20 protein-coding genes are annotated in these 21170 nt (G+C 44.4%); 5 read left to right on the top strand and 15 right to left on the bottom strand.

Annotated features, from left to right (window positions below; translation table 11 throughout):
• Positions 1 to 118: 118 nt before the first annotated feature.
• The 4 genes from modC to AC3CH4_RS22595 all read right to left on the bottom strand — a co-directional run bounded on the left by modC (position 119) and on the right by AC3CH4_RS22595 (position 4278).
• Positions 119 to 1225 carry a molybdenum ABC transporter ATP-binding protein ModC gene (gene modC / locus AC3CH4_RS22610; protein ID WP_372244816.1) on the bottom strand — a complete coding sequence of 369 codons (1107 nt, stop codon included), beginning with the start codon at positions 1223 to 1225 and terminating at the stop codon, positions 119 to 121.
• Positions 1222 to 1920 (bottom strand): molybdate ABC transporter permease subunit, encoded by a 699-nt coding sequence (modB, locus tag AC3CH4_RS22605; protein ID WP_004731040.1) that lies wholly within the window; start codon positions 1918 to 1920, stop codon positions 1222 to 1224. Before modB ends, modC begins: the two co-directional genes overlap by 4 nt.
• The gene (gene modA, locus AC3CH4_RS22600) at positions 1921 to 2679 is read right to left on the bottom strand and encodes a molybdate ABC transporter substrate-binding protein (protein WP_372244817.1); all 759 of its coding nucleotides are present in this window, start codon (positions 2677 to 2679) and stop codon (positions 1921 to 1923) included.
• Positions 2680 to 2799: 120 nt separating this feature from the next.
• On the bottom strand, positions 2800 to 4278 hold the full coding sequence (locus AC3CH4_RS22595; protein WP_372244818.1) for a cobyric acid synthase: 1479 nt from the start codon (positions 4276 to 4278) through the stop codon (positions 2800 to 2802).
• A 280-nt stretch (positions 4279 to 4558) separates the two neighbouring features.
• Between AC3CH4_RS22595 and AC3CH4_RS22590 the strand changes: the two genes are divergently transcribed.
• A complete protein-coding gene (locus AC3CH4_RS22590; RefSeq protein WP_171314424.1) occupies positions 4559 to 4939 on the top strand; it encodes a YgiW/YdeI family stress tolerance OB fold protein in 381 nt (126 codons plus the stop codon).
• Between the two features lie 98 nt (positions 4940 to 5037).
• Complete coding sequence (locus AC3CH4_RS22585; RefSeq protein WP_017087055.1) at positions 5038 to 5562, top strand: hypothetical protein; 525 nt, start codon at positions 5038 to 5040, stop codon at positions 5560 to 5562.
• A 205-nt stretch (positions 5563 to 5767) separates the two neighbouring features.
• Here the strand turns inward: AC3CH4_RS22585 and AC3CH4_RS22580 are convergent, their stop codons facing one another.
• From AC3CH4_RS22580 to AC3CH4_RS22565, 4 genes are all read right to left on the bottom strand, one after another.
• Positions 5768 to 7375: an ABC-F family ATPase gene (locus tag AC3CH4_RS22580; RefSeq protein WP_171328635.1), complete on the bottom strand. Its 1608-nt coding sequence runs from the start codon at positions 7373 to 7375 to the stop codon at positions 5768 to 5770.
• Positions 7376 to 7699: 324 nt separating this feature from the next.
• The gene (locus AC3CH4_RS22575) at positions 7700 to 8386 is read right to left on the bottom strand and encodes a putative ATP-dependent zinc protease (protein WP_054546836.1); all 687 of its coding nucleotides are present in this window, start codon (positions 8384 to 8386) and stop codon (positions 7700 to 7702) included.
• 11 nt (positions 8387 to 8397) lie between these two features.
• Positions 8398 to 9582 (bottom strand): amino acid aminotransferase, encoded by a 1185-nt coding sequence (locus AC3CH4_RS22570; protein ID WP_171328638.1) that lies wholly within the window; start codon positions 9580 to 9582, stop codon positions 8398 to 8400.
• A 210-nt stretch (positions 9583 to 9792) separates the two neighbouring features.
• Positions 9793 to 10629 (bottom strand): AraC family transcriptional regulator, encoded by an 837-nt coding sequence (locus AC3CH4_RS22565; RefSeq protein WP_171312800.1) that lies wholly within the window; start codon positions 10627 to 10629, stop codon positions 9793 to 9795.
• Positions 10630 to 10750: 121 nt separating this feature from the next.
• On the opposite strand from AC3CH4_RS22565, the gene AC3CH4_RS22560 reads away from it, so the two are divergent.
• Entirely contained in the window at positions 10751 to 12178 is a 1428-nt protein-coding gene (locus AC3CH4_RS22560) for an MATE family efflux transporter (protein WP_428785957.1), read from the top strand.
• A gap of 169 nt (positions 12179 to 12347) precedes the next feature.
• On the opposite strand, the gene nrdG is transcribed toward AC3CH4_RS22560, so the two are convergent.
• Entirely contained in the window at positions 12348 to 12818 is a 471-nt protein-coding gene (gene nrdG, locus AC3CH4_RS22555) for an anaerobic ribonucleoside-triphosphate reductase-activating protein (RefSeq protein WP_171312804.1), read from the bottom strand.
• Between the two features lie 177 nt (positions 12819 to 12995).
• Positions 12996 to 15116 (bottom strand): anaerobic ribonucleoside-triphosphate reductase, encoded by a 2121-nt coding sequence (gene nrdD / locus AC3CH4_RS22550; RefSeq protein ID WP_017081069.1) that lies wholly within the window; start codon positions 15114 to 15116, stop codon positions 12996 to 12998.
• Between the two features lie 303 nt (positions 15117 to 15419).
• Between nrdD and AC3CH4_RS22545 the strand changes: the two genes are divergently transcribed.
• Complete coding sequence (locus AC3CH4_RS22545; RefSeq protein WP_428786329.1) at positions 15420 to 16298, top strand: endonuclease/exonuclease/phosphatase family protein; 879 nt, start codon at positions 15420 to 15422, stop codon at positions 16296 to 16298.
• A 156-nt stretch (positions 16299 to 16454) separates the two neighbouring features.
• Here the strand turns inward: AC3CH4_RS22545 and AC3CH4_RS22540 are convergent, their stop codons facing one another.
• From AC3CH4_RS22540 to AC3CH4_RS22520, 5 genes are all read right to left on the bottom strand, one after another.
• Positions 16455 to 16886, bottom strand: a complete 432-nt coding sequence (locus AC3CH4_RS22540; protein WP_237288868.1) for a YeeE/YedE family protein — start codon at positions 16884 to 16886, stop codon at positions 16455 to 16457.
• Positions 16886 to 17362, bottom strand: a complete 477-nt coding sequence (locus AC3CH4_RS22535) for a YeeE/YedE family protein (protein WP_428786330.1) — start codon at positions 17360 to 17362, stop codon at positions 16886 to 16888. The genes AC3CH4_RS22540 and AC3CH4_RS22535 overlap by 1 nt, the downstream gene beginning before the upstream one ends.
• Positions 17363 to 17563: 201 nt before the next feature.
• Positions 17564 to 18796 carry a glycosyltransferase gene (locus AC3CH4_RS22530; RefSeq protein ID WP_488543871.1) on the bottom strand — a complete coding sequence of 411 codons (1233 nt, stop codon included), beginning with the start codon at positions 18794 to 18796 and terminating at the stop codon, positions 17564 to 17566.
• 99 nt (positions 18797 to 18895) lie between these two features.
• Positions 18896 to 19360 carry a GNAT family N-acetyltransferase gene (locus tag AC3CH4_RS22525; protein WP_428786091.1) on the bottom strand — a complete coding sequence of 155 codons (465 nt, stop codon included), beginning with the start codon at positions 19358 to 19360 and terminating at the stop codon, positions 18896 to 18898.
• A 32-nt stretch (positions 19361 to 19392) separates the two neighbouring features.
• Complete coding sequence (locus AC3CH4_RS22520; RefSeq protein WP_488544346.1) at positions 19393 to 20490, bottom strand: beta-ketoacyl-ACP synthase 3; 1098 nt, start codon at positions 20488 to 20490, stop codon at positions 19393 to 19395.
• A 122-nt stretch (positions 20491 to 20612) separates the two neighbouring features.
• On the opposite strand from AC3CH4_RS22520, the gene trxC reads away from it, so the two are divergent.
• Positions 20613 to 21047, top strand: coding sequence for a thioredoxin TrxC (gene trxC / locus AC3CH4_RS22515; RefSeq protein ID WP_488527951.1), 435 nt, complete (start codon positions 20613 to 20615; stop codon positions 21045 to 21047).
• Positions 21048 to 21170: the final 123 nt, after the last annotated feature.

The following is a 21170-nucleotide window of genomic DNA, read 5'->3' as shown; positions in this document are numbered from 1 at the left end:
AGGATCACTGACAAACGTTAGACTCGCTGACAAACGTTAAATTCGCAGACAAGCAGTAAACATAGAAAAGACAATGATCGAACTTATCTCACTCATTGCCTCAAAGGTCGCGCTTGAATCAGTGCGTAACGGCAATATCTCGCTGAGCGACACTCACGCCTTTAATTTGAGCGTAGACTTGCTGACCAATTTCCAAACTCAACTCGTCCAGAGCCCACAAGGTTATAGTGGCCCACAAGTAACAACCAGGCTCTAGCTCCAGTTCTACTGCAACACTCTGCTTGTTTGAGCCTTGCTGGTGCGTCTCTACGCTTTTAATGGTCACAGGAAGGATATTACGTATCGAAGTGCCTTGCGGCTGTTCTAGCGTAATAGAGACATCATTTGCTCTAACTTGTAACCTTACCGCGGCTCCAATGTCGCTCGACACCTTCTGAACCCACAACGATGTCGATTTACCAAGCTTCAGTCGAGATAACGCGTAATCGTCATTGTGCTCAGCCAACGTCCCCTCAAACAATGAACTTTGTTCTGAGAATGATTGCCAAGGCTGCATGGCTCTTGAAGCCCACACTTCTTCTGTCACACCCGACGAAATGACTTTGCCTTGATCTATGATCACAAGGTGATTGGCCAAGCGTAGGATTTCATTAAGGCTGTGCGTCACGTAGATAATTGGAACATTCACTGTTTCAGAAAGGTTTTCCAAAAACGGCATCACTTCGCGCTTACGAGGTAAGTCGAGAGAGGCTAGTGGCTCATCCATCAACAAAATACTCGGTTTAGACAACAAAGCACGTCCAATTGCCACACGTTGCTTCTCACCGCCAGACAGGCGAGCTGGATAGCGATCAAGCAATGAGTCCAAAGACAACAGCGAAACTATTTGCTCAAAGTGCGCTTTGTCGGCACCTTTCATGCCGTACTTAAGATTCGCCGCGACTTTCATGTGCGGGAACAATCGCGATTCTTGGAACACATAACCAACGTTGCGCTTATGGGTTGGCAAATTAATGCCATTGCGACTATCAAACAGAGTGGTTCCAGATACGCTGATCAAGCCTTTGTCTGGCTGTTTAAGGCCACTGATCGCATTGATAAGGGAGGTTTTCCCCGCTCCAGAACGACCAAAAATCGCTGTAATTCCGCGGCTAGGGAGTTCTAAGTCGATATCGAAAAAGGTTTCTCCAAGCTGCTGTTGGTATTGGAGGATCAAAGCACTCATGCGTTTCCTCCCAAGCGTTTTGCTGACTTTTTGTTGAGCCACTCAGATAGCATTAATGAACCAAGCGCTATTACAATAGAAATGACACACAAACGCGCCGCTTCCATTTCTGCGCCAGGGGTTTCAATAAAGGTATACATGGCCAATGGAATGGTTTGAGTTTCACCGGGAATATTTGAAACGAAACTGATGGTCGCACCAAACTCACCTAGGCTTCTTGCGAATGAAAGCATGGTGCCGGTAATGATCCCAGGGATCATCAAAGGTAAAGTGATGGTGAAAAACACACGAAGAGGTGAAGCGCCCAATGTGGCTGCGGCCTCTTCCAGTTTACTGTCTACGGTTTCTAGGCTCAGGCGAATAGAGCGAACCATTAATGGCAACGCGACAACAACACACGCGAGTGCCGCGCCCTTCCAGCTAAAACTGAATACGATACCAAACACGTCATTAAGCCAAGAGCCAATAACGCCTTGTCTGCCCATCATCACAAGTAACAAATAACCAATGACCACAGGTGGAAGCACCAAAGGTAAATGGACAATACTTTCTACAATGCTTTTACCCACAAATTGTTTCTTAGCAAGCAACCATGCTAAGCCGATGCCGATAGGAATAAGCCACAAGATGGCAAACCCAGCGACTTTCAAGCTAAGCATTAAGGCTTGGTATTCGTATTCCGATAAATACATCATTTAACGCACTTCAAATCCAAAGCTGTTCAAGGTGTCCTTCGCTTTTTCGCTATTTAGGAAAGTATAAAATTCTTCTGCGACGACTTTATCGCTCAATTTCGCTACAGGGTAACGTATTGACGTATGTGAATTTGATGGGAACGTCGACACTAGGTTCACTTCTTTAGAAAGCAACGCATCTGTTTTGTAGACAATGCCAAGCTTAGCTTCACTACGCTCTACCAAAGCCAATGCCATACGAACATTGTTACTTGGTGCCAATCGAGTCTTCACATCGTCCCATACACCTAACGTTTCTAGCGCTTCTTTCGCATAGATACCCGCAGGAACCGACATGGTGTTGCCAACCGCAAGTCTTTCATTCGTTAGTAGTTTAGCCCATTGGTCACCGTTTGAGAGATCCAACGATATTGGCGTCTCTTTCGGGGAAATCAGCACCAATTCGTTTTCGCACAAGTTTGTGACATTGTCACTAGAAACCAATTGACGATCCACTAAATGCGTCATCCATTTTTCGTTTGCCGAGATAAAGATGTCTGCTGGCGCGCCTCTTTCGATTTGGCGTACCAAAGATGACGTGCTCGCATAGACTGGAATAACATCGACAGAATGAGCTTTCTCAAACTCTTCGACCAACAAGTTAACCGCATTCGTCATCGACGATGCAGCGTAAACTCGTAGCTTTTCCGCAGCCAAAAGATGACTAGAACTCAATGCCGAAGTTAAGGCGATGGTTAAAAGGATGACTCGCTTTTTCATTGTGATCACTTATCTATTGTTCGTTTCAGTTCTTGAGCTCGCTTTTAAGTCAGACTCAACGGTTTAACGCAGGCTAAAGTTATTAACGCAAGCTAAGGCTTTTAACTCTGACTGAAGCTATTAAGTCAGACATAAGCTTTTGAATTCAGGCCAAAGCAAATCAAGATTTAAATGCTCTTCGATGGCATCAGCGATTCGATTGATACCCAGCTCTTTAAGCTGTTCATGGTCAATCGCTGTTACATCGTTGGCTCCTGCCCATTCGCAAATAAGCGACAACGCATCGCTGTTATCGAATACGCCATGCAGGTAAGTACCAAAAATCGAGTTATCTTGATTCACAGCGCCATCAAGGCTGCCTGATTCTAACTGAACCGGTAATGCTATTTCTTTGACATCAGTCCTACCTACGTGGATCTCATACCCTTTTACTTGTGCTGTTTTACCATCAAGTGTCATGGTGCCGCGCATGTTTGTTAAGGTTTTCTGTTGTGTTAGCGTCGTTTCAGTATCGAGATATCCTAACCCTTCGCTGCTTCCTGGCTCACCTTCAACGCCATCTGGATCGTGGATGATATTTCCTAGCATCTGGTAACCACCACAAATACCAATCACTTTGCCGCCCAAGCGTAAATGACGCTGAATATCTTTATCCCAGCCTTGTTGTTTTAGGTAATCCAAATCTGCTCTTACCGATTTTGTACCCGGCAAGATAATCAAATCTGCATTGTTTACACGTTCACCTTTACCGACATAACGTAAATCAATGGAAGGATTAAGTCTTAACGCGTCGAAGTCCGTATGGTTGCTGATTCGGGTTAGCACTGGCACCACCACCTTAAGCTTAGCTTCTCCGTCAGACTCTTGAGCTGAGGTAATGGCATCTTCCGCTTCTAGGTTAAAACCATGGAGATATGGCAATACACCAATCACTGGCTTGCCGGTTTTCTCTTCTAGCCAATCAAGTCCAGATTGAAGTAGCGCGATATCGCCTCTAAAGCGGTTTATCACAAAGCCTTTTACGCGAGCTTGTTCAGATTCAGATAACAACTCTAATGTGCCGTAGAGGTGTGCAAAAACGCCACCACGGTCAATGTCAGCAACAATGATCACAGGGATATCCGCCTTTTCAGCAAATCCCATGTTCGCAATATCATTTTCGCGGAGGTTAATTTCTGCTGGGCTACCCGCCCCTTCAATCATCACGCTTTCGTATTCGTCAGAAAGTCGGTCAAATGAGTCAATAACGGTATCCATCGCCACTTTCTTGTAATCGTGATAGCCCGTAGCTTCCATGTTACTGATCGCTCGGCCTTGCAGAATCACTTGTGCGCCAGTATCTGAATTGGGTTTTAGCAATACCGGATTCATGTGAACAGTGGGTTCAATGTTACAAGCTTGCGCCTGAACGGCTTGAGCGCGACCAATTTCGCCGCCATCTTTTGTCACCGCACTGTTTAACGCCATGTTTTGTGGCTTAAAAGGTGCCACTTTGATTCCTTTCCTTGCCAAAACACGGCATAAACCTGCCACCAAAACACTTTTTCCGGCATCTGACGTTGTCCCTTGAACCATAAGGGCGTTTAACGGTGATCGCATCTGTACTTAAATCCTTAATTTCTTAATGTTCAATTTATAGCTGTACGCAATATTTCTCTGCCTCCATCTTAACGTCATTGCCGAGTAGATGCTCAATAAAATGAATGGAAAATGAATGTGTTACTCACTCTGGATTCAACCCCGGTGTTGTTTAATGGCTCCATCGAAACGAAGCTTATGAACAATAAGCAGCGCATCAACAAATAAAACGTACTAACGAAAAGAAACGTTTCAAATTCAGAAAAACGTTTCTACTAAAAACAACATTAAGGGATTCACCATGAAAAAAACTGTATTAGCTATCGCATCTACTATTATCCTTGCCCCTACTTTCGCAATGGCTAGTGACCACAACAGCAATAGCAAGCACGAGAGCGCTATCGCTTACACAGGGCCGATTGAAACCGTTTCTGTTGCGACACTACTTGCAGACACAAGCATGTTCGCAGAGCAAGAAGCGATTGTAGATGGCAAGATTGTTCGTCAGCTAAAGAATGATACATTTGTCTTCTCTGATGGGCAGAGTGAAATTCAAATCGAATTGGATGATGATATCCGCCTAGCACAACCGCTAACTGCTGATACTAAAGTACGCATCTTCGGCGAATATGAAGGCGGCAAGACACCGGAAATCGAAGTGGATCATATCCAAGTTCTATAAGCGATAAATACAAAACATACTGACTTCAAGTAATTGGCCTGCATATTGCAGGCTTTTTTGTATTATACTGCCGAAAATACAATTTATATGGAGTCACCATGCTAGGTTGCACGAATAAGACTGTCCTTTTAGGACTAGCTGCACTGTGTTCATTCTCTGCGTCTGCAAACAACTTTAACTACAACACATTCGAGCTACGCATGGGGGCTAGCCCTAGTACGTTTGGTGGTGAGTTCACAACATTATTTACTCAAAATGCTCATTTTATCGGTCGTATTGATAGTGGTTTCGAAAGTGACTGGGATGCTGCAGCTGGTGTTGGCTTTAATGGTCCGATTGGGCAGTTTGCCGATATCTATGGCCAGATGCTATTACACAACATCGAGCGAAACGATGAAAACGACATTAAAACGGAAGTAAACATCGGCGTAAAAGCCTGGATCATTGCAAATGTTGAAGTCAACGCACGCCTTGGTCAACTGATTGATAACGATAACAGCAACTCAATTGTTGGTTTTGGTGCTCGTTTTCACTCAACCGATCAACTTTCTGTTGGTGTAGATCTGCGAAACAATGGTACTTATGGCCACCAAATCTTAATGTCTGCTCGATTCGGCTTCTAAACTGAATCGGCTGCTAAACTGAATTAGTTGCCTTAGTTAAGTTCTGTTTCTAAGCTAGGGTCGACTTTCAAGCTAAATTCCCTTTCTAAGTAGTGATACAGAGATACTAATTAAAAAGCCCCGAGCACAATCATGCTCGGGGCTTTTTATTATTCGCTGTTATCGCTCGCTTTAGCCACATTAAGGCTTAGCGAGCAATTTGCATCTATAGAGCAACCATCAGCATCTTTTTCTGATGATCTAAGTACTCTTCATAAGTACCTTGGAAACTAACCAGTTGCTTGTCTTTCACATCAATAACGTGTGTCGCCAAAGAAGAAACGAACTCACGGTCATGGCTTACGAAGATAAGTGTGCCAGTGTAAACCTTCAACGCATCGTTAAGCGCTTGAATTGCTTCCATGTCCATGTGGTTCGTTGGTTCGTCCATTACAAGCACGTTGATGTCTTGCATCATTAGCTTGCCGAATAACAGACGGTTCTTCTCACCACCTGAACAGTTACGCGCTTTCTTGTTCGCGTCATCAGCAGTAAACAATAGACGACCTAGAATGCCACGTACCATAAGGTCATCGTGCTTCACTGTGCGCCATTGAGAGATCCAATCGAAGATGCTCAGGTCGTTGTCAAAGTCAGTCGTGCTATCTTGTGGGCAGTAGCCTACCGATGCGTTTTCAGACCATTTAACGATACCTTCGTTTTGCTCTAGTTCTTGAACTAGGCAACGTAGCAGCGTGGTTTTACCCACACCGTTCTCACCAATAACAGCAAGGCGTGTACCCGCTTCAAGCAGCAAGTTACCACCAGCAAACAGTGTTTCGCCATCGAAGCCGTGACCAAGCTCTTTAAGTTCAAGCGCTTGACGGTGTAATTTCTTGCCTTCACCAAAATCAATTGATGGGCTCATACGGCTCGATGATTTCACTTCATCAAGCGTGATTTTGTCCATTTTCTTAGCACGTGAACTTGCTTGCTTCGCTTTAGATGCATTTGCGCCAAAACGGTTAACGAAATCTTGAAGTTCGCTAATTTCAGCCGCTTTCTTAGCGTTGTTTGCTAGAAGTTGCTCGCGAATCAAACCAGAAGCTTCTAGGAAGTATTCGTAGTTACCAGGGTAAACACGTAGCTCACCGTAGTCGATATCAGCCATGTGCGTACACACAGAGTTCAGGAAGTGTCTATCATGCGAAATGATGATCATTGTACATTTACGCTGGTTTAGCTCTTCAGCAAGCCAGTTGATCGTGTGAATGTCCAAGTTGTTGGTTGGTTCATCAAGAAGCAGAATATCTGGGTTTGCAAATAGAGCCTGTGCCAGAAGCACACGCAGTTTCCAACCTGGAGCAACTTGCTGCATCAGGCCGAAATGGAACTCTTCTTCGATACCCGCTTGAATTAGGATGTCACCTGCACGGCTTTCTGCTGTGTAGCCATCCATTTCAGCGAATTCACTTTCAAGTTCAGCGACTTTCATACCATCGTCTTCGCTCATTTCTGGCAAAGAGTAAATACGGTCACGTTCTTGTTTTACTTCCCACAGTTTTCTGTCCCCCATGATCACAACGTCGATAACGCTGTATTGTTCAAAAGCGAACTGATCTTGGCTTAGCACACCCAGTTTCTCTCCTGGAGTGATAGAAACGTTGCCCGAGCTTGGCGTTAATGCACCACTTAGGATTTTCATGAACGTTGACTTGCCGCAACCATTGGCGCCGATCAAACCATAGCGGTTGCCGTTACCAAATTTAGCAGAGATGTTTTCAAACAACGGCTCTGCGCCAAATTGCATTGTGATGTTCGCGGTAGATATCAAAGAACTAATTCCTAAGCGTGTACTGACAGATAATTATTAGGCTATTTCAAGAACCTAAATAAGAAGTACGAAAGTATGGATTAAACAAAAATCGAAGCGCGGATTATATAGAGATCTCGATCACGTTGTCGAGGCCAAACAGTAAACGAATGGTAAACATAGACCATTTAGATGCTTTTCATACGTTATTAACGTGTAAATAGAAAAATCCCCACCAGTTGAACTGACAGGGATTCAATTTATCGATACTAAAAATGTTCTAATCTGATCGCTTTTAAAGCTATCTCTCTTCAAGTCTAAAAGCCTTGATTATGAGAAGAACCGTTATTTAGTAATTTTCTTTTGAACGTACTTTTGACTTACATCCACTACCGCAACATCTCTAAAGAAGCTTCTACCCAATAGAATAGGGAAAGAAAGATGCGTTCGGTCTGCTAGCGTAAACTCAGTTTTGTCTTTCAGATCGCCGATTTGAATTGAAGCTACGACAACAGCACGTCGTTGTGTGCCTTCCGCGCTCGACTGCTTGATCTTAACCCAACGCTCTACCGGTAAACTGATCTCTTTGGTTGTGATACCGTCATGCTCAATTTTAAACTTAACCCAGTCTTTTCCGTCACGCTCAAAATCAACGATATCTACAGCACTGATCGAAGATGTTGTTGCACCTGTATCAATACGAGCTTTAAATGCTTCTTTCAAACCAGGAACAAACACCCACTCTTCTTCACCAAGAATCAGTTTTCCATCATCCGTTTTTAACGGTTTTGCTGGTGGCTTTTCAACTGGCTCAGGTTTAACTTCTGGCTCAGTTGGTTTTACTTCTTCAGGCTTCTCTGTAGGTTCCGTTACTTTCTCGCCTTCAGTTGCTTCAGTCTTTGAAGAGTCATCCACAACAGGTTGTTCTACTTGAGGCTTTTGCTCTGGCTCGACAGGAACTTGAGTCGTCGTCGAACAAGCAAACAGGCCACCACTGAGCATTAAAACTACAATCGCTTTCCAATTATACATTCAGTCACCTTCTATTTCGAAACGTTAGCTATCGCTTTAGCTACATAAGGAATATGGGATTCAGAAAGGCCTGCGATATTGATGCGTCCGTCACCAACACCATAGACTCCATATTCTTCACGTAATTGATTCATTTGAGTTTCTTTAAAGCCTAGTACACTAAACATACCTTTATGGCTTTCAATGAAGTCAAAGTGTGACGTGTTGTAAGTATTTCGCAATTCATCACATAAACTTTGGCGCAGATTTAACAAACGTTGCTGCATTTCACTCAACTCTTGCTTCCAAATCTTCGTTAGCTCTTGATTCTGAAGAATTGTTTTAACCAGAGCAGCACCGTGATCAGGCGGCATAGTGTAAGTTGAACGAGCCAGCGTAAGAAGCTTGCCTCTTGCGTTGCCAACGTGTTCGCTGTTCTTACCGATAACGATCGCAGCACCCGTTCTTTCACGATACAAACCGAAGTTTTTTGAACAAGACGTAGTAATCAGCATTTCTTCAACGTTGTTAGCCATGTGTTGAAGACCTTTTGCATCTTCTTCTAGGCCGTCACCAAAGCCTTGATAGGCAATATCAACGAACGGTAAGAAACCATTTTTCTGAGATAGTTTGGTGATTTCCTGCCACGCTTCAAAGTTGATATCAGCACCCGTTGGGTTATGGCAGCAACCGTGAAGTAGTACAACGTCTGATGGACCCGCTGTTGATAGGTCTTCCATCATTCTTGCAACATCAACTTGCTTCGTTTCAGGACTGAAGTAATTGTAGTATCGAACTTTTAAGCCCGCCGCTTCCATCACCGGTTTATGGTTAACGTAGCTTGGGTTTGAAATCCAAACCGTGGTGTCTGGTTGAGAGACTTTCATCAAGTCGCCCAACATACGAAGTGCGCCACTTGCACCTGGTGTTTGAATCGCAGCAACACGATCCATTGCTGAAGTCCCTTTAAGCAGCAGATCAACCATACTCTGGTTAAACTCTTCACAGCCTGCTAGGCCAACGTAAGCTTTGGTTTTCTGAGTATCGACAACAATGTCTTGAGCCATAGAAACGGCTTTCATGATCGGTGTTTCGCCTTGGTCGTTTTTGTAAACGCCAATGCCTAAATCGACTTTGTCAGTACGAGGATCGCCGCGGTAAGCGACAGAAAGAGATAAAATTGGATCTAAAGTTGGTTTTGGTAGATGTGAAAACATGAAAGTCACAACCCTTTGAAATTCAAGTATTGAATTTCACGTTAACATTTTCGTACTAAAATCAGAAACATTTTTTAATAGAAGAGCTTAGTTACCATAAGTAATCAGAGATTGGTCATTTTAAGCCAAGATAATGTGAAAATTTCGGGCGTTTAATAACCAATCACAAAATAAACGGGCTTATTGTTAAGTCTTTTATTACGACTTCAATTAGGTGTTCTGTTTGAATTGCCTCGGTGTCACTCCCGACCAAGCCTTGAATCGAGTACTAAAGTTAGACGCATTCGGGTAACCGACTATCTCGCCGATGTGTTGAATCGACCAATCACTCGACTTCAGCAAGCGTGCTGCGTACTCCATCCTCATACGCATAATATGGGTCATCGGGCTGTGTGAGTAATAGCGCTGGCACAAACGATGGAAATGCGGCTCTGAACACGGGAATAAGCCTGCCAGCTCATGAACGTTCCATTCCTTGTGGAGCTGCTTTTGTACGTTGTCGAACACTCGTCTTAAACGAAGCAAATTTCGTGACTGCTGTTGTGGAACCGGTGCATTAATCATGAACTCTATTTGGGCTACGCTGTGAATCGCAATCGCTACACCCAAATCCATGGGTAAAGCAATGCTTCTCAATAGAGTGTGAATGCACGACGAGACGACTTCTGCTGCGGGAGACAGCGTATAACTCACTTCATCACTGACGACATTTTCCCATTGTTTATCGGGCGAGAGAAAGATCCATGCAATTTGCCATGTTTCTTCTTCAATCCCGAATCCATTCTCAATGCCCGCAGGCACGGTAATACACGACCCTGGCTCTAGAATGTAGCGACACGCCCCACTTTCTAACCAACCCTTTCCTCTCACGGTATACAGCAACATGTGTTTTTGTTGGTTTTTCCGATACACCGAAAAGAAATCACGACACGACGCCGTCCCACACTGAACGATACCTAGCTCTTCGAATGCCAATACATGGCTTTGGTCGACAAACTCTTGATGCGTGTTTTCAGAAATCTCATACCGTTCTTGCTTCTCACTCATTTCTCTTTTCGCTCATTGGGTTTGCCTGCAACTCAGTCGCCACGTAAGTAGTTCGATAGTTTTGGAAAATAGATAGTTTGGCAAAAGTTTGTGATGAACAGGAACAATACAGGCAAAACAAATGCCGATAAACTTCTCGCATATTAACCACAGGAGAAATGCGATGCTCTCGACATATCGTTATTTGGACAAAGAGTTTTGGCAAAAACTATTACACATTGGTTTACCTGTCTCACTGCAAACCATGTTGTTTTCATTACTAGGCGTGGTCGATATTTTTATGGTCAATCAGCTTGGTGATTCTGCAACCGCCGCAGTGGGCGTTGGCAACCGCATTTTCTTCTTCAACTTGATCATGGTATCGGGGATTAGCGGCGCCGTCAGCGTGCTAGCTTCGCAATATTTTGGTGCGGGTAATTTCAACGGGATTAGACGCACACTAGCGCAATCGTGGGCATTGTCGATTGTCGCCATTATCCCGTTTGTGTTGATTTATACATTGGCTCCTGAATCAGTGGTGTCTGTGGTGGCCTCAGACACTGATTACGTCCGCTTGGCAACGGATTACCTTTGGATAACAGGAGCCAGCCTTTTTGGTACCGCGATCGTAGTGCCCTTAGAAAGCGCACTACGATCGGTCGGCGAAGCAAAACTACCTACCAAGATCAGCATCTGGGCGATCATCATCAATGCGATCCTCAATGCCTTATTGATCTTTGGCTTGTTTGGATTTCCAGAACTGGGTGTGGTTGGCGCGGCAATCGGTACTACGGTGTCTCGATTCTTTCAAACGATTGCCCTGCTTGTTATGGCAAAGAAACACTACGCCCACCTATTCCCAACACTAAGCAATTGGCGCGATGCAATATTGCCTAAGCATAGAAAGAAGTATTTCAAGATAGCAATTCCGATGTTGGTTCATGACACGGCTTGGGCGGGTGGCATTCTGATTTATAACGTTATTGTTGGTCAGATGGGTGTTGGCGAGCTTGCGATCATTTCACTGTTATCACCAGTAGAAAGCATCTTGATCTCGGCGTTCATGGGCTTTGCCGTCGCTGCTTCGATCATTTTAGTCAACGAGATCGGCGCAAAGAACTATCAACGTGTTGAGAATACCGCTTGGGGATATGTATTGGTCAGCTGTGGGCTTGCGGCTCTGTTAGCCTTGATGTGCTGGTTTGCTAAACCCGCGATCGTGTACATGATCGGGCTTACTCACTTAGAGCTAAAAGACACGGCCGTAAACGTCACCTTAGTCATGGCACTCGGCATGATACTGAGAGTCTTCAATATGGTTGGTATCGGCGGAGTGCTGAAAAGCGGTGGCGATATCAACTACAGCATCTTCATCGATCTGTTTGGCCAATGGGCGATTGGTATTCCCCTTGCCTACTATACTGCTCTGGTGTTGAGGTGGCCGCTAGAATGGGTTTTGATGATTGTGCTGCTGGAAGAACTAGCCAAAATCGTTCTAACCAGTAAGAGGATTCAATCCAAGAAATGGATAAACAACCTAATTGATGAGCCTGAGCACATTCCTATTTAAACAGGCGCCAAACCAACACTTAGGTATCGGGCGATAGATTCAAAAGAACTCACACCCAAGGGCTGATTTGTAGCATTGCGCTAACGATGAAGCCCTTTTTTCTGTTTCTTTTTCTGTTCACGAGAATACTGAATCATAACAAACCTTATAAGTTTATAAGTTTATAAGTTTATAAGTCAGTAAATCGATGGATGATTTGGTTTGAACTACCACGCCAATCTAACATTGGGTCCGCTTTATCTTGTTCGAAACGACCGTCAATCAGGGTATCAACGTATTCCAATACTTGCTTCTGCTTTTCATCAAGCTCATCTAACTCATAACCCGTCCACATCCAAATATCTTTACCTTCACATTCTGCTTTTACACGCTGAACAAGCTTAAGCACTTCAGACACGTTTGCAGGATGCAGAGGATCGCCACCAGAAAGCGATAAACCACGACGCTTAATTCGCGGATCATTGAGGTCAGAGATAATTTGGTCTTGTAGCTCTTGAGTAAACAAATGCCCAGAGTCCAATCTTTGTGTCGACTGGTTATAGCACCCGCGACATTGGTGTACACAACCCGACACAAACAAAGTGCAGCGTGTTCCTGGGCCGTTTACAACGTCGATTGGGTGATATTGGTGATAATTCATAAGGCAGTATTGAAAACTCGTTATTGCTTAATAGTTTGAAGTGAAGTGCTGTAACAGCTGAAACGAAAGAATTGGCATCGACATAGCGCCGATACCAATCTTATGTCTTGAAACGTAGCTCTTCTAAGTGAGTGAGCTAGCTAAAGATCGCAGATCTTACTAAGATCCTTCGTTAGATCAAAGGTGCTTCACGCGACGTTTAACTTCTTCTTGTTTACCGAAGTTAAACGGTCGTGCATCTGGGCTACCAAGGTAACCACATACGCGGCGCGTTACCGACACTTTGGTTGAGTCGTGGTTGCCACATTTAGGACACGTAAAGCCCTTACTTGTGCAGTCGAACTCACCGTTGTAACCACATTCGTAACACTCATCAATCGGCGTGTTGGTGCCGTAGTAAGGAACACGTGTGTAGCTGTAATCCCATACATTTTCTAGTGCTTCGATGTTCTTCTGCATGTTCGGGAATTCGCCGTAACAGATAAAACCACCACTAGAGATTTCAGGATAAGGCATCTCGAAATCGATCTTGTCGTATGGGTTCACTTTCTTCTGCACGTCTAAGTGGAAGCTGTTTGTGTAGTAACCACGGTCTGTCACGCCATCAATCACACCAAACTCTTTGGTATCAATGCTGCAGAAACGGCTGCATAGGTTTTCACTTGGTGTGCCGTATAGGCTGAACGCGTAACCTGTTTCTTTGGTCCAAGATTCCACTTCACGCTTCATGTACTCCACTAACTCAAGCGCTTTAGCACGCATTTCGCCGTCGTCATACAGGTGAACATCTGTGCCGTAAAGCGCAGTCATTGCTTCGTGGATACCAATGTAGCCGAGAGAAACAGAAGCACGGCCGTTCTTGAAGATATCGGCAATAGAGTCGTCCGCTTTCAAGCGAACACCACATGCACCTTCCATATATAGGATTGGAGCAACACGTGCTTTGACGTTTTCTAGACGAGAGATACGAGTCTCTAGAGCACGACGAGCCAGCTTCAATTTTTCATCAAGCAGTTCGTAGAACTTAACCATATCTTGCTTCGCGTTAATCGCGATACGTGGCAAGTTGAGGCTAACTACACCTAAGTTGTTACGGCCTTCGTGAATCAACTCACCATTTTCTTCGTAAGTATTCAAGAAGCTACGACAACCCATAGGCGTTTTAAATGACCCTGTCACTTCTACTACTTTGTCGTAGTTAAGAATGTCTGGGTACATACGCTTAGACGCACACTCAAGCGCCAATTGCTTGATGTCGTAGTTTGGATCTTGCTTCTGGTGGTTCAAACCATCTTTGATTGCAAACACCAGTTTAGGGAATACCGCTGTTTTGCGGTTCTTACCCAAACCTGCAATGCGGTTTTTCAAGATAGATTGCTGGATAAGTTTCGAACCCCAGCTTTCGCCTAGACCAAAACCAAACGTAACGAATGGTGTTTGACCGTTAGCCGTGTGTAGCGTGTTTACTTCGTATTCCAGAGATTGGAACGCGTCGTAACACTCTTTCTCGGTACGAGAGATAGCAAAAGCTTCTGGGCTATGAATGTCCCACTCTTTCGCTAGTGATAAATGCTTCTCGTAGCTCGCCATAACGTAAGGCTCTAGAACCTCATCGATACGGTTAATCGTAGTACCGCCATAGATGTGGCTCGCGACTTGCGCGATGATCTGCGCGGTTACCGCTGTTGCTGTAGAAATAGACTTAGGCGTGTCGATCTCCGCGTTACCCATCTTGAAGCCATGCGTTAACATGCCTTTCAAGTCGATAAGCATACAGTTAAACATTGGGAAGAACGGTGCGTAGTCTAGATCGTGGTAATGAATGTCACCACACTCGTGAGCTTGTACGATGTCACGCGGCAAAATGTGAGTTTTTGCATAGTGTTTAGCCACGATACCCGCCAGCAAATCACGCTGAGTTGGGATAACTTTACCGTCTTTGTTGGCGTTCTCATTGATCAGATCAACATTGCTTTCTTCGATCAAACCTTCGATCTCGCGAGTTAAAGCGCTTTGCTTCTCACGTGCGATGTCGCGGTCATGACGATACTCGATGTAGGCACGAGCTAGAGACTTATATGGTCCCTGCATTAGCTCGTTCTCAACCAAAGTCTGAATTTCAGAAATATGAACTTCATCGTAGTCTTCGAGCTTCAACTCAACTGCTAATGCCACATTCAGAGCATAAATAGCAATTTCCTTATCGGCTTTGTCTGATGCTGCTTCCACTGCAGCTTGGATACGATCTCTACTGAATGGAGCTCTTGAGCCATCACGCTTGATTACGATTGATTTCACCACTTCTCCTTACTCTTGAGGTATTCACAGACTTATCCACAAACACACTATATAGAGCGATTTATCGTTTAACTAACACTAGATATTGTGGCGTATTTAACGAGAACCACCAACTTTGAGTATTGATTTGGATCAATAAAACGCGCACGCTGAACAAGATAAATCCAATATTATTACGTGAGTTCTCAAGTCGAAAAGAAACAATGTAACAATAAAAAAACTGCTAAAAAGAGTTGAATTTTTGGTAAGTGTTGTAGGATAACGGCTCAACTATATTGGACACCAAAATTAGGGATATTTGGGATGAAACGACTTCAAAAGTGGATAATGTTAGCTTGCTTACTCAGTAGCCAGACATTTGCTGAACCTTTGACCATATCCAGTTGGAATATCGAATGGTTATCAACCAACGAGGCTGTGAATAAGTTTTCTTCCAAACGAAACCAAGCAGAGTTCGATAAACTCGAACAGTATTTCCAATCCTTAAATGCGGATGTGGTCGCTTTTCAAGAAGTCGATGACGTCAATGCCATTCAACGCATCGCTGGCGATCAATACAAAATCTTGATGTCTGATCGTTCATTGCCCAAAAACAGTAACCGACAATTCAAAGAAGTGAACCAATATACGGGCTTCGCGGTTCGTAAAGGAATCACACTCACCGACTACGCTGACTTTCCTCTGGAAGCGAGTGCTAACAGCAAGCTTAGGTTTGCAAGCTATATGGTTGTAGAAACGGATACAAAGCCAATTCACATGTTGTCAGTGCACTTAAAGGCCGGATGCAGCGGCGCTTACAAGTCGAACCGTGACTGTTCAAGACTTAAAGACCAAGCTAAGCAACTGAATAAGTGGATACAGCAAAGAGAACGTAATGGTGAAGACTACGCGATTCTGGGCGACTTTAACCATAACCTCTCCTATTCAAGAGATTGGACGTGGAAAGATATGACGCAAAATACCGATGCTCAGTTGGCAACAAGAAAAACTCGAGCAGATTGTAAGGTACGCTCAAACCGCAATAACCATCGCACGCATCAATTTCGTTCGGTGATTGACCATATTGTTGTGAGCAAGTCCTTGGATGCCTCTCCTGCGAAACAAAAGGTGTTTGAAACGCAAGATGTGCTGGACTACAAACTCAGCGACCACTGCCCAGTTTCAACAACGATCAAACAGTAAGTTATAGATAACTGCAGATTGTAGATAAGTGCAAATAATAGAAAACAGTAGATATAGAAAGAGGCTGACTGGCTTTTACTGAAAGCGGGTCAGCCTCTCTGTTTGGTCAGATAAGATCGAATCCTCTCAGCCATGCAAGAAATGGTAGGCGTACTGCTAGCAACCTTTATTGGTTCGACCCGCTAGCCACATCCCCACCAGCATACTTAAGACGAACAACCATACCGTAGGGTTACCGCCACTAAGGCTGGTTACTGCAGGCCCTGGGCAAAAGCCTGCAATCCCCCAGCCTAAACCAAAAGAAGTTGAACCTAAGATCAACTTTCTATCTATTAGTGGATTATTACTGCTATCTAAAGGTTCACCATTGACGGCTTGAGAGCGCTTTTTAATGACCAGATGGTAAAACGGAGCGAAGACCAACAGCGCGCCACCCATAACGAATGCCAAACTAATGTCCCAGTTACCGGTAATGTCTAAGAATCCGAGTACCTTGTTAGGATCAACCATGCCTGAAATGATCATGCCAGAGCCGAAAAGAATACCTGCGAGCAAGCCGATAACGATAGTAAATGAAGAGTTTTTCATTATGCCCCCAAGCCAATCAGGTTTTTAACCAACACTGTTACCATCGCGACACCCATAAATACACAGGTCGCGACAATTGAACGTTTAGACAAGCGCGCCATGCCCACAATGCCATGACCGCTAGTACAACCGTTCGCCATCTTGGTACCGAAGCCCACCAATAGTCCGGCTATGATAACCGCTGCGAAGTTGATCTCTTCTAATTGCGGAAGTTGGTAGCCCGTTGGAATCAATAACCAACCGCTCGCGATCATTCCGACAACAAAAGCAAGTCGCCAATGTTTTTCGGTTTTCTCTGTGTTGGTATCCGAGCTGGATTCAGATCCTGATTCTAATCTTTTGTTCTTTCTAGACGGTAATAAGCGGCTAACGATTCCACTGATCCCCGCAACTCGCCCGATACCCAACATCAGAACAATTGCCGACGCGCCTAGCAGCATGCCACCAAAAAATGCATCCCAAGGTATTAAACTCATCACTGACCTCTCCCATAACGTCGATTAACTCATGACTCTCAATTTAAATTAGAGTTTACTAATAAATATAAATTAGTCAATGCTAATGTAATGACACTATGTTTCGGTTTGTAAATCTGGAATTAAAAAGCGTCCCGCATGAAAAAGCCCCTAGGTGTTAACCTAAGGGCTTAAGATTTATTCTGTCCTCTCAAAGAACAGCTATTTGATCTTGTTCTTTTCAGCTATCCACTGCGACATGTACTTGGTGCTCGCCATGCTGTGGTGCTTGAGCATTGAACCAAAGAAGTTATCCAGTCGATGAGATTCAAGTTCAGACTCTAACGCAGTTAATCGCTCAATCAATTTGTCACCCAGTTGATTCTGCTCGTAGTGCGCTTCAAGGATTGAATGACACTGGCTTTGTGCCTTAAGCCACTTCTCTTCATCTTTGTATAGACCGACAGCTTGTTCAACAAACTCGTCGATATCATCAGCAACCGCACCCGGCCATTGCAGTTCACCTTGCGGTAGCATGCCTTCACTGCCGATCTCGCTGGTTACATTCGGAGTTTGCAGCTTCATCGCATCAAGCAACTTACCTTTAATGCCAGCGCCAAAACGTAATGGAGCAACACAAACACGCGCATCTTCCATCACTTCTTGAGCATCTTTAGCCCAACCTTTGATATGGAAACCGGTTTTAGGGTTGTGTAATGCGGTCGCTTTTGGCGGCGGATACGATCCATAAATATGAAGTTCAGTGTCAGGTAGCTGTTTGCGAATCTTCGGCCAAATCTTCTGTAACTGCAGCACAGCATCCCAGTTAGGTGCGTGTCTAAAATTGCCTATCGTCATGAAATTCTTACGTTCTTCAAAGCTTTTCGTGCTTTCAGGTAGCGTATTAAGATCAACCATGAAAGGCAGATGATGAAGCAGTTTTGGATCGATATTGAACTCAGATTGAAGAAGTTCCATCTCGTAACTTGAAATGATCAACGAAAGATCACAGCGTAGAATCGCGGCAATTTCACGTTTCGCTAAGTCACTGTACAAATGCGCTTTGGTCAGTTCAGTCTCTTTCTTAACAGCTTCATGGCGCGCGTTACGTAGGAACTGTAAATCTTCAGTATCCAGTAACTTAAATGCATTCGGGCATACTTTCTCAACACGCCAACCAAACTGCTCTTCCATCATAAAACGGTCGAACATCACGACATCGGGTTGCAGCTCTTCAATGTATTGGTCAAAGCTGTCGCAATTCAACTGTATAGATTGGCTTGTGATGCCCTCTTCAGAAAGATCGATCATGTGCTCGGTTTCTTGAGCTGGCGTTGCAAATTCAACTGACCAACCTTGTCTCTTGAACAGGCGTAAAAGTGACATCATATGGCTACCCGCCGCCGATGAATTCGGTTCTGGCCAAACGTAGCCAATTGCTAAAACTTTCTTCAAAACACTTCCTAAGAAATAACAAAAGGGACTGTAGAAGTCCCTAATTAAACGTAAGTCGATTTATACCGCTGATTATAATTGGTTCTAAAAACTCAGCGATCAGATTCGCTCACCTATATTGCGAGCGATCATAAGTACTTCATCAGCAGAATACAGGTTTGAAATCGTGGTTTCGACTTCTGCACCCAACGTAGATTGATAAAGCTTTTGTGCAAAGTTGTCTGCTCTGGTGGTCACTAGCACGTGTTTGAGCGTCGAGCCTTGCTCTGCTAGCTTCTGCTTCACTTGCGGCAAGGAGTCTAGAATCAGCGTTTTTCCCAATCCTTGCCCTTGCACGCTTGGTAACACGGCAAGTTGCTCTAGTTCTAAAACAGCTTCAGGTCTAAACCCGCTTTTCTGAACCCAGATGATGTAACCCAAGATCTCACCTTCACTCTCCGCAACAAAGTTAAGAAAGCGTGGTGAAGCGCTTAAGTTACATTGTAACCACTCTCGCGAATTTTGCTGTCGAACAAATGCAGCTTGGTGGACTAAAGCCGCCTCATCAAGGTCGGCTTTAGTCATAAGACGTACTTTGACGACTGTACCCATCAGCGTTATTCGCTCGCTGAATTCGGGTGTGTTTTACAGTGTAAAATGGCTCTTTCTAGAAGCTCTAAAGCGGATTTATCAGCTTCTGGAAGCTTAGCATCTGATTGACCTAGCGGTTCAACACGGTTACCCCATTTAATGTGGCCAGCGCCCCAAGTTAAACCAGCGCCAAATGCCGCAACAAGAATGTTGTCGTTAGGCTTAACGAAACCTTGCTCTAGCGACTCACATAATGCAATTGGCACAGTAGCAGCCGATGTGTTGCCGTAATTTTGGATGTTAACAAACGCTTTCTCGCGATCGATACCCGCCATGTCACAAAGAGTTTGAATAATTCGGATGTTCGCTTGGTGCGGAATCACAACGTCAATGTTGTCGGTTGAGATACCTGTGCGACTCAAGACTGTGTGCGCCGCTGCGCCCATGCCTTTCACTGCGCGTTTGAAGATCTCTTTACCAACGAAATCAAAGTCCCAGTAACCGTTATCAGCAGCAAAGCGATCCATAGACGTACCGAATTTTGGTACCGCTAGAATATCGCGGCCTTCGGCGTCACAACCGATCTGAGCTTCTTGTAAGCCAACTTGTTCTTCGGTGCGAGATAGAACCACAGCGCCAGCGCCGTCACCGAAAAGAACTGCAGTGTCACGCTTGGTCCAATCAATGAAGAATGACAGACGCTCAGCACCCACAACGATGGCGTTGCGGTAATTACCAGCCTGAATCAGTCGAGTCGCCGTTTCGACACCGTAAATGAAGCCAGTACACGCTGCGTTAAGATCGAAAGCCGCTGCACTCTTAATGCCTAAGTTCTGTTGAACCTTAGATGCGGTATTTGGAATAAGGGAGTCTGGGCTGCACGTCGCGATGATCACGAGGTCGATATCTTCGGCTGTTAGGCCAGCACACGCCATGGCATGTTTCGCTGCAATAGTCGCTAGCTCAGAGGTATTTACATGACTGATACGACGGTTTTCGATACCAGTTCGAGTTCGAATCCACTCGTCAGACGTATCAATGAAAGTGCTTAAATCATCATTGGACAGCACGGCTGGTGGCAGACACTTTCCCCAGCCAGTAATTTCGGCGTAAAATTTTGTCATCATTTACCTGTTTATTGTTTGTTTTTATTTAAGTATCGTATTCTAGTTTTAAACAGTATAAGCGCTCCGTGCGTGATTCGTAAATCGCGTTAGCAACGGAGTTACAATAAAAAGAGAAAGTTATGTCTACATTCAACACACGATGCCCTTCTTGTAATGGCATAAACCGCGTTCCTTCAGAAAGAATTTCAGAAAGCCCAACTTGTGGTAAATGCAAAAACGCATTACTAGATGGCGCGCCAATTGAAGGCACATCATTGAATTTCCAATCTATTTTGAACAGTTCACAGCCTGTGGTTGTCGATTTCTGGGCAACATGGTGCAACCCATGTGTTGGCTTTGCGCCAGTGTTCAGTGACGTTGCTAAAGAGCGTTCGGGAGATGTTCGATTCGTTAAGATTGATACTGAAGCTCAGCAGCAGCTTGCCGCGATGTACCAAATCAGAAGTATTCCGACGGTGATGGTGTTTAAAGATGGCAAACGTGTCGATACGATTAACGGTGCGTTACCAAAAGGCCAATTTGATCAATGGCTTAATCAAGCGCTGGCCAAGTAGACCCGTATTTTATATCGCTTTTGATTTAGCTTGTGCTTGAAGCAAGCGTACAAAAAATAGGTTAGAGAGTCTTATCAAATCAAGACTATCTAACCTACTGTTTTATTTATGGTTATCACTTAA

The organism is Vibrio sp. QJM3NY_26, assembly GCF_057786005.1.
The sequence above is the reverse complement of the archived record's forward strand: the minus strand, read 5'-3'. Positions and strand labels throughout refer to the sequence as shown.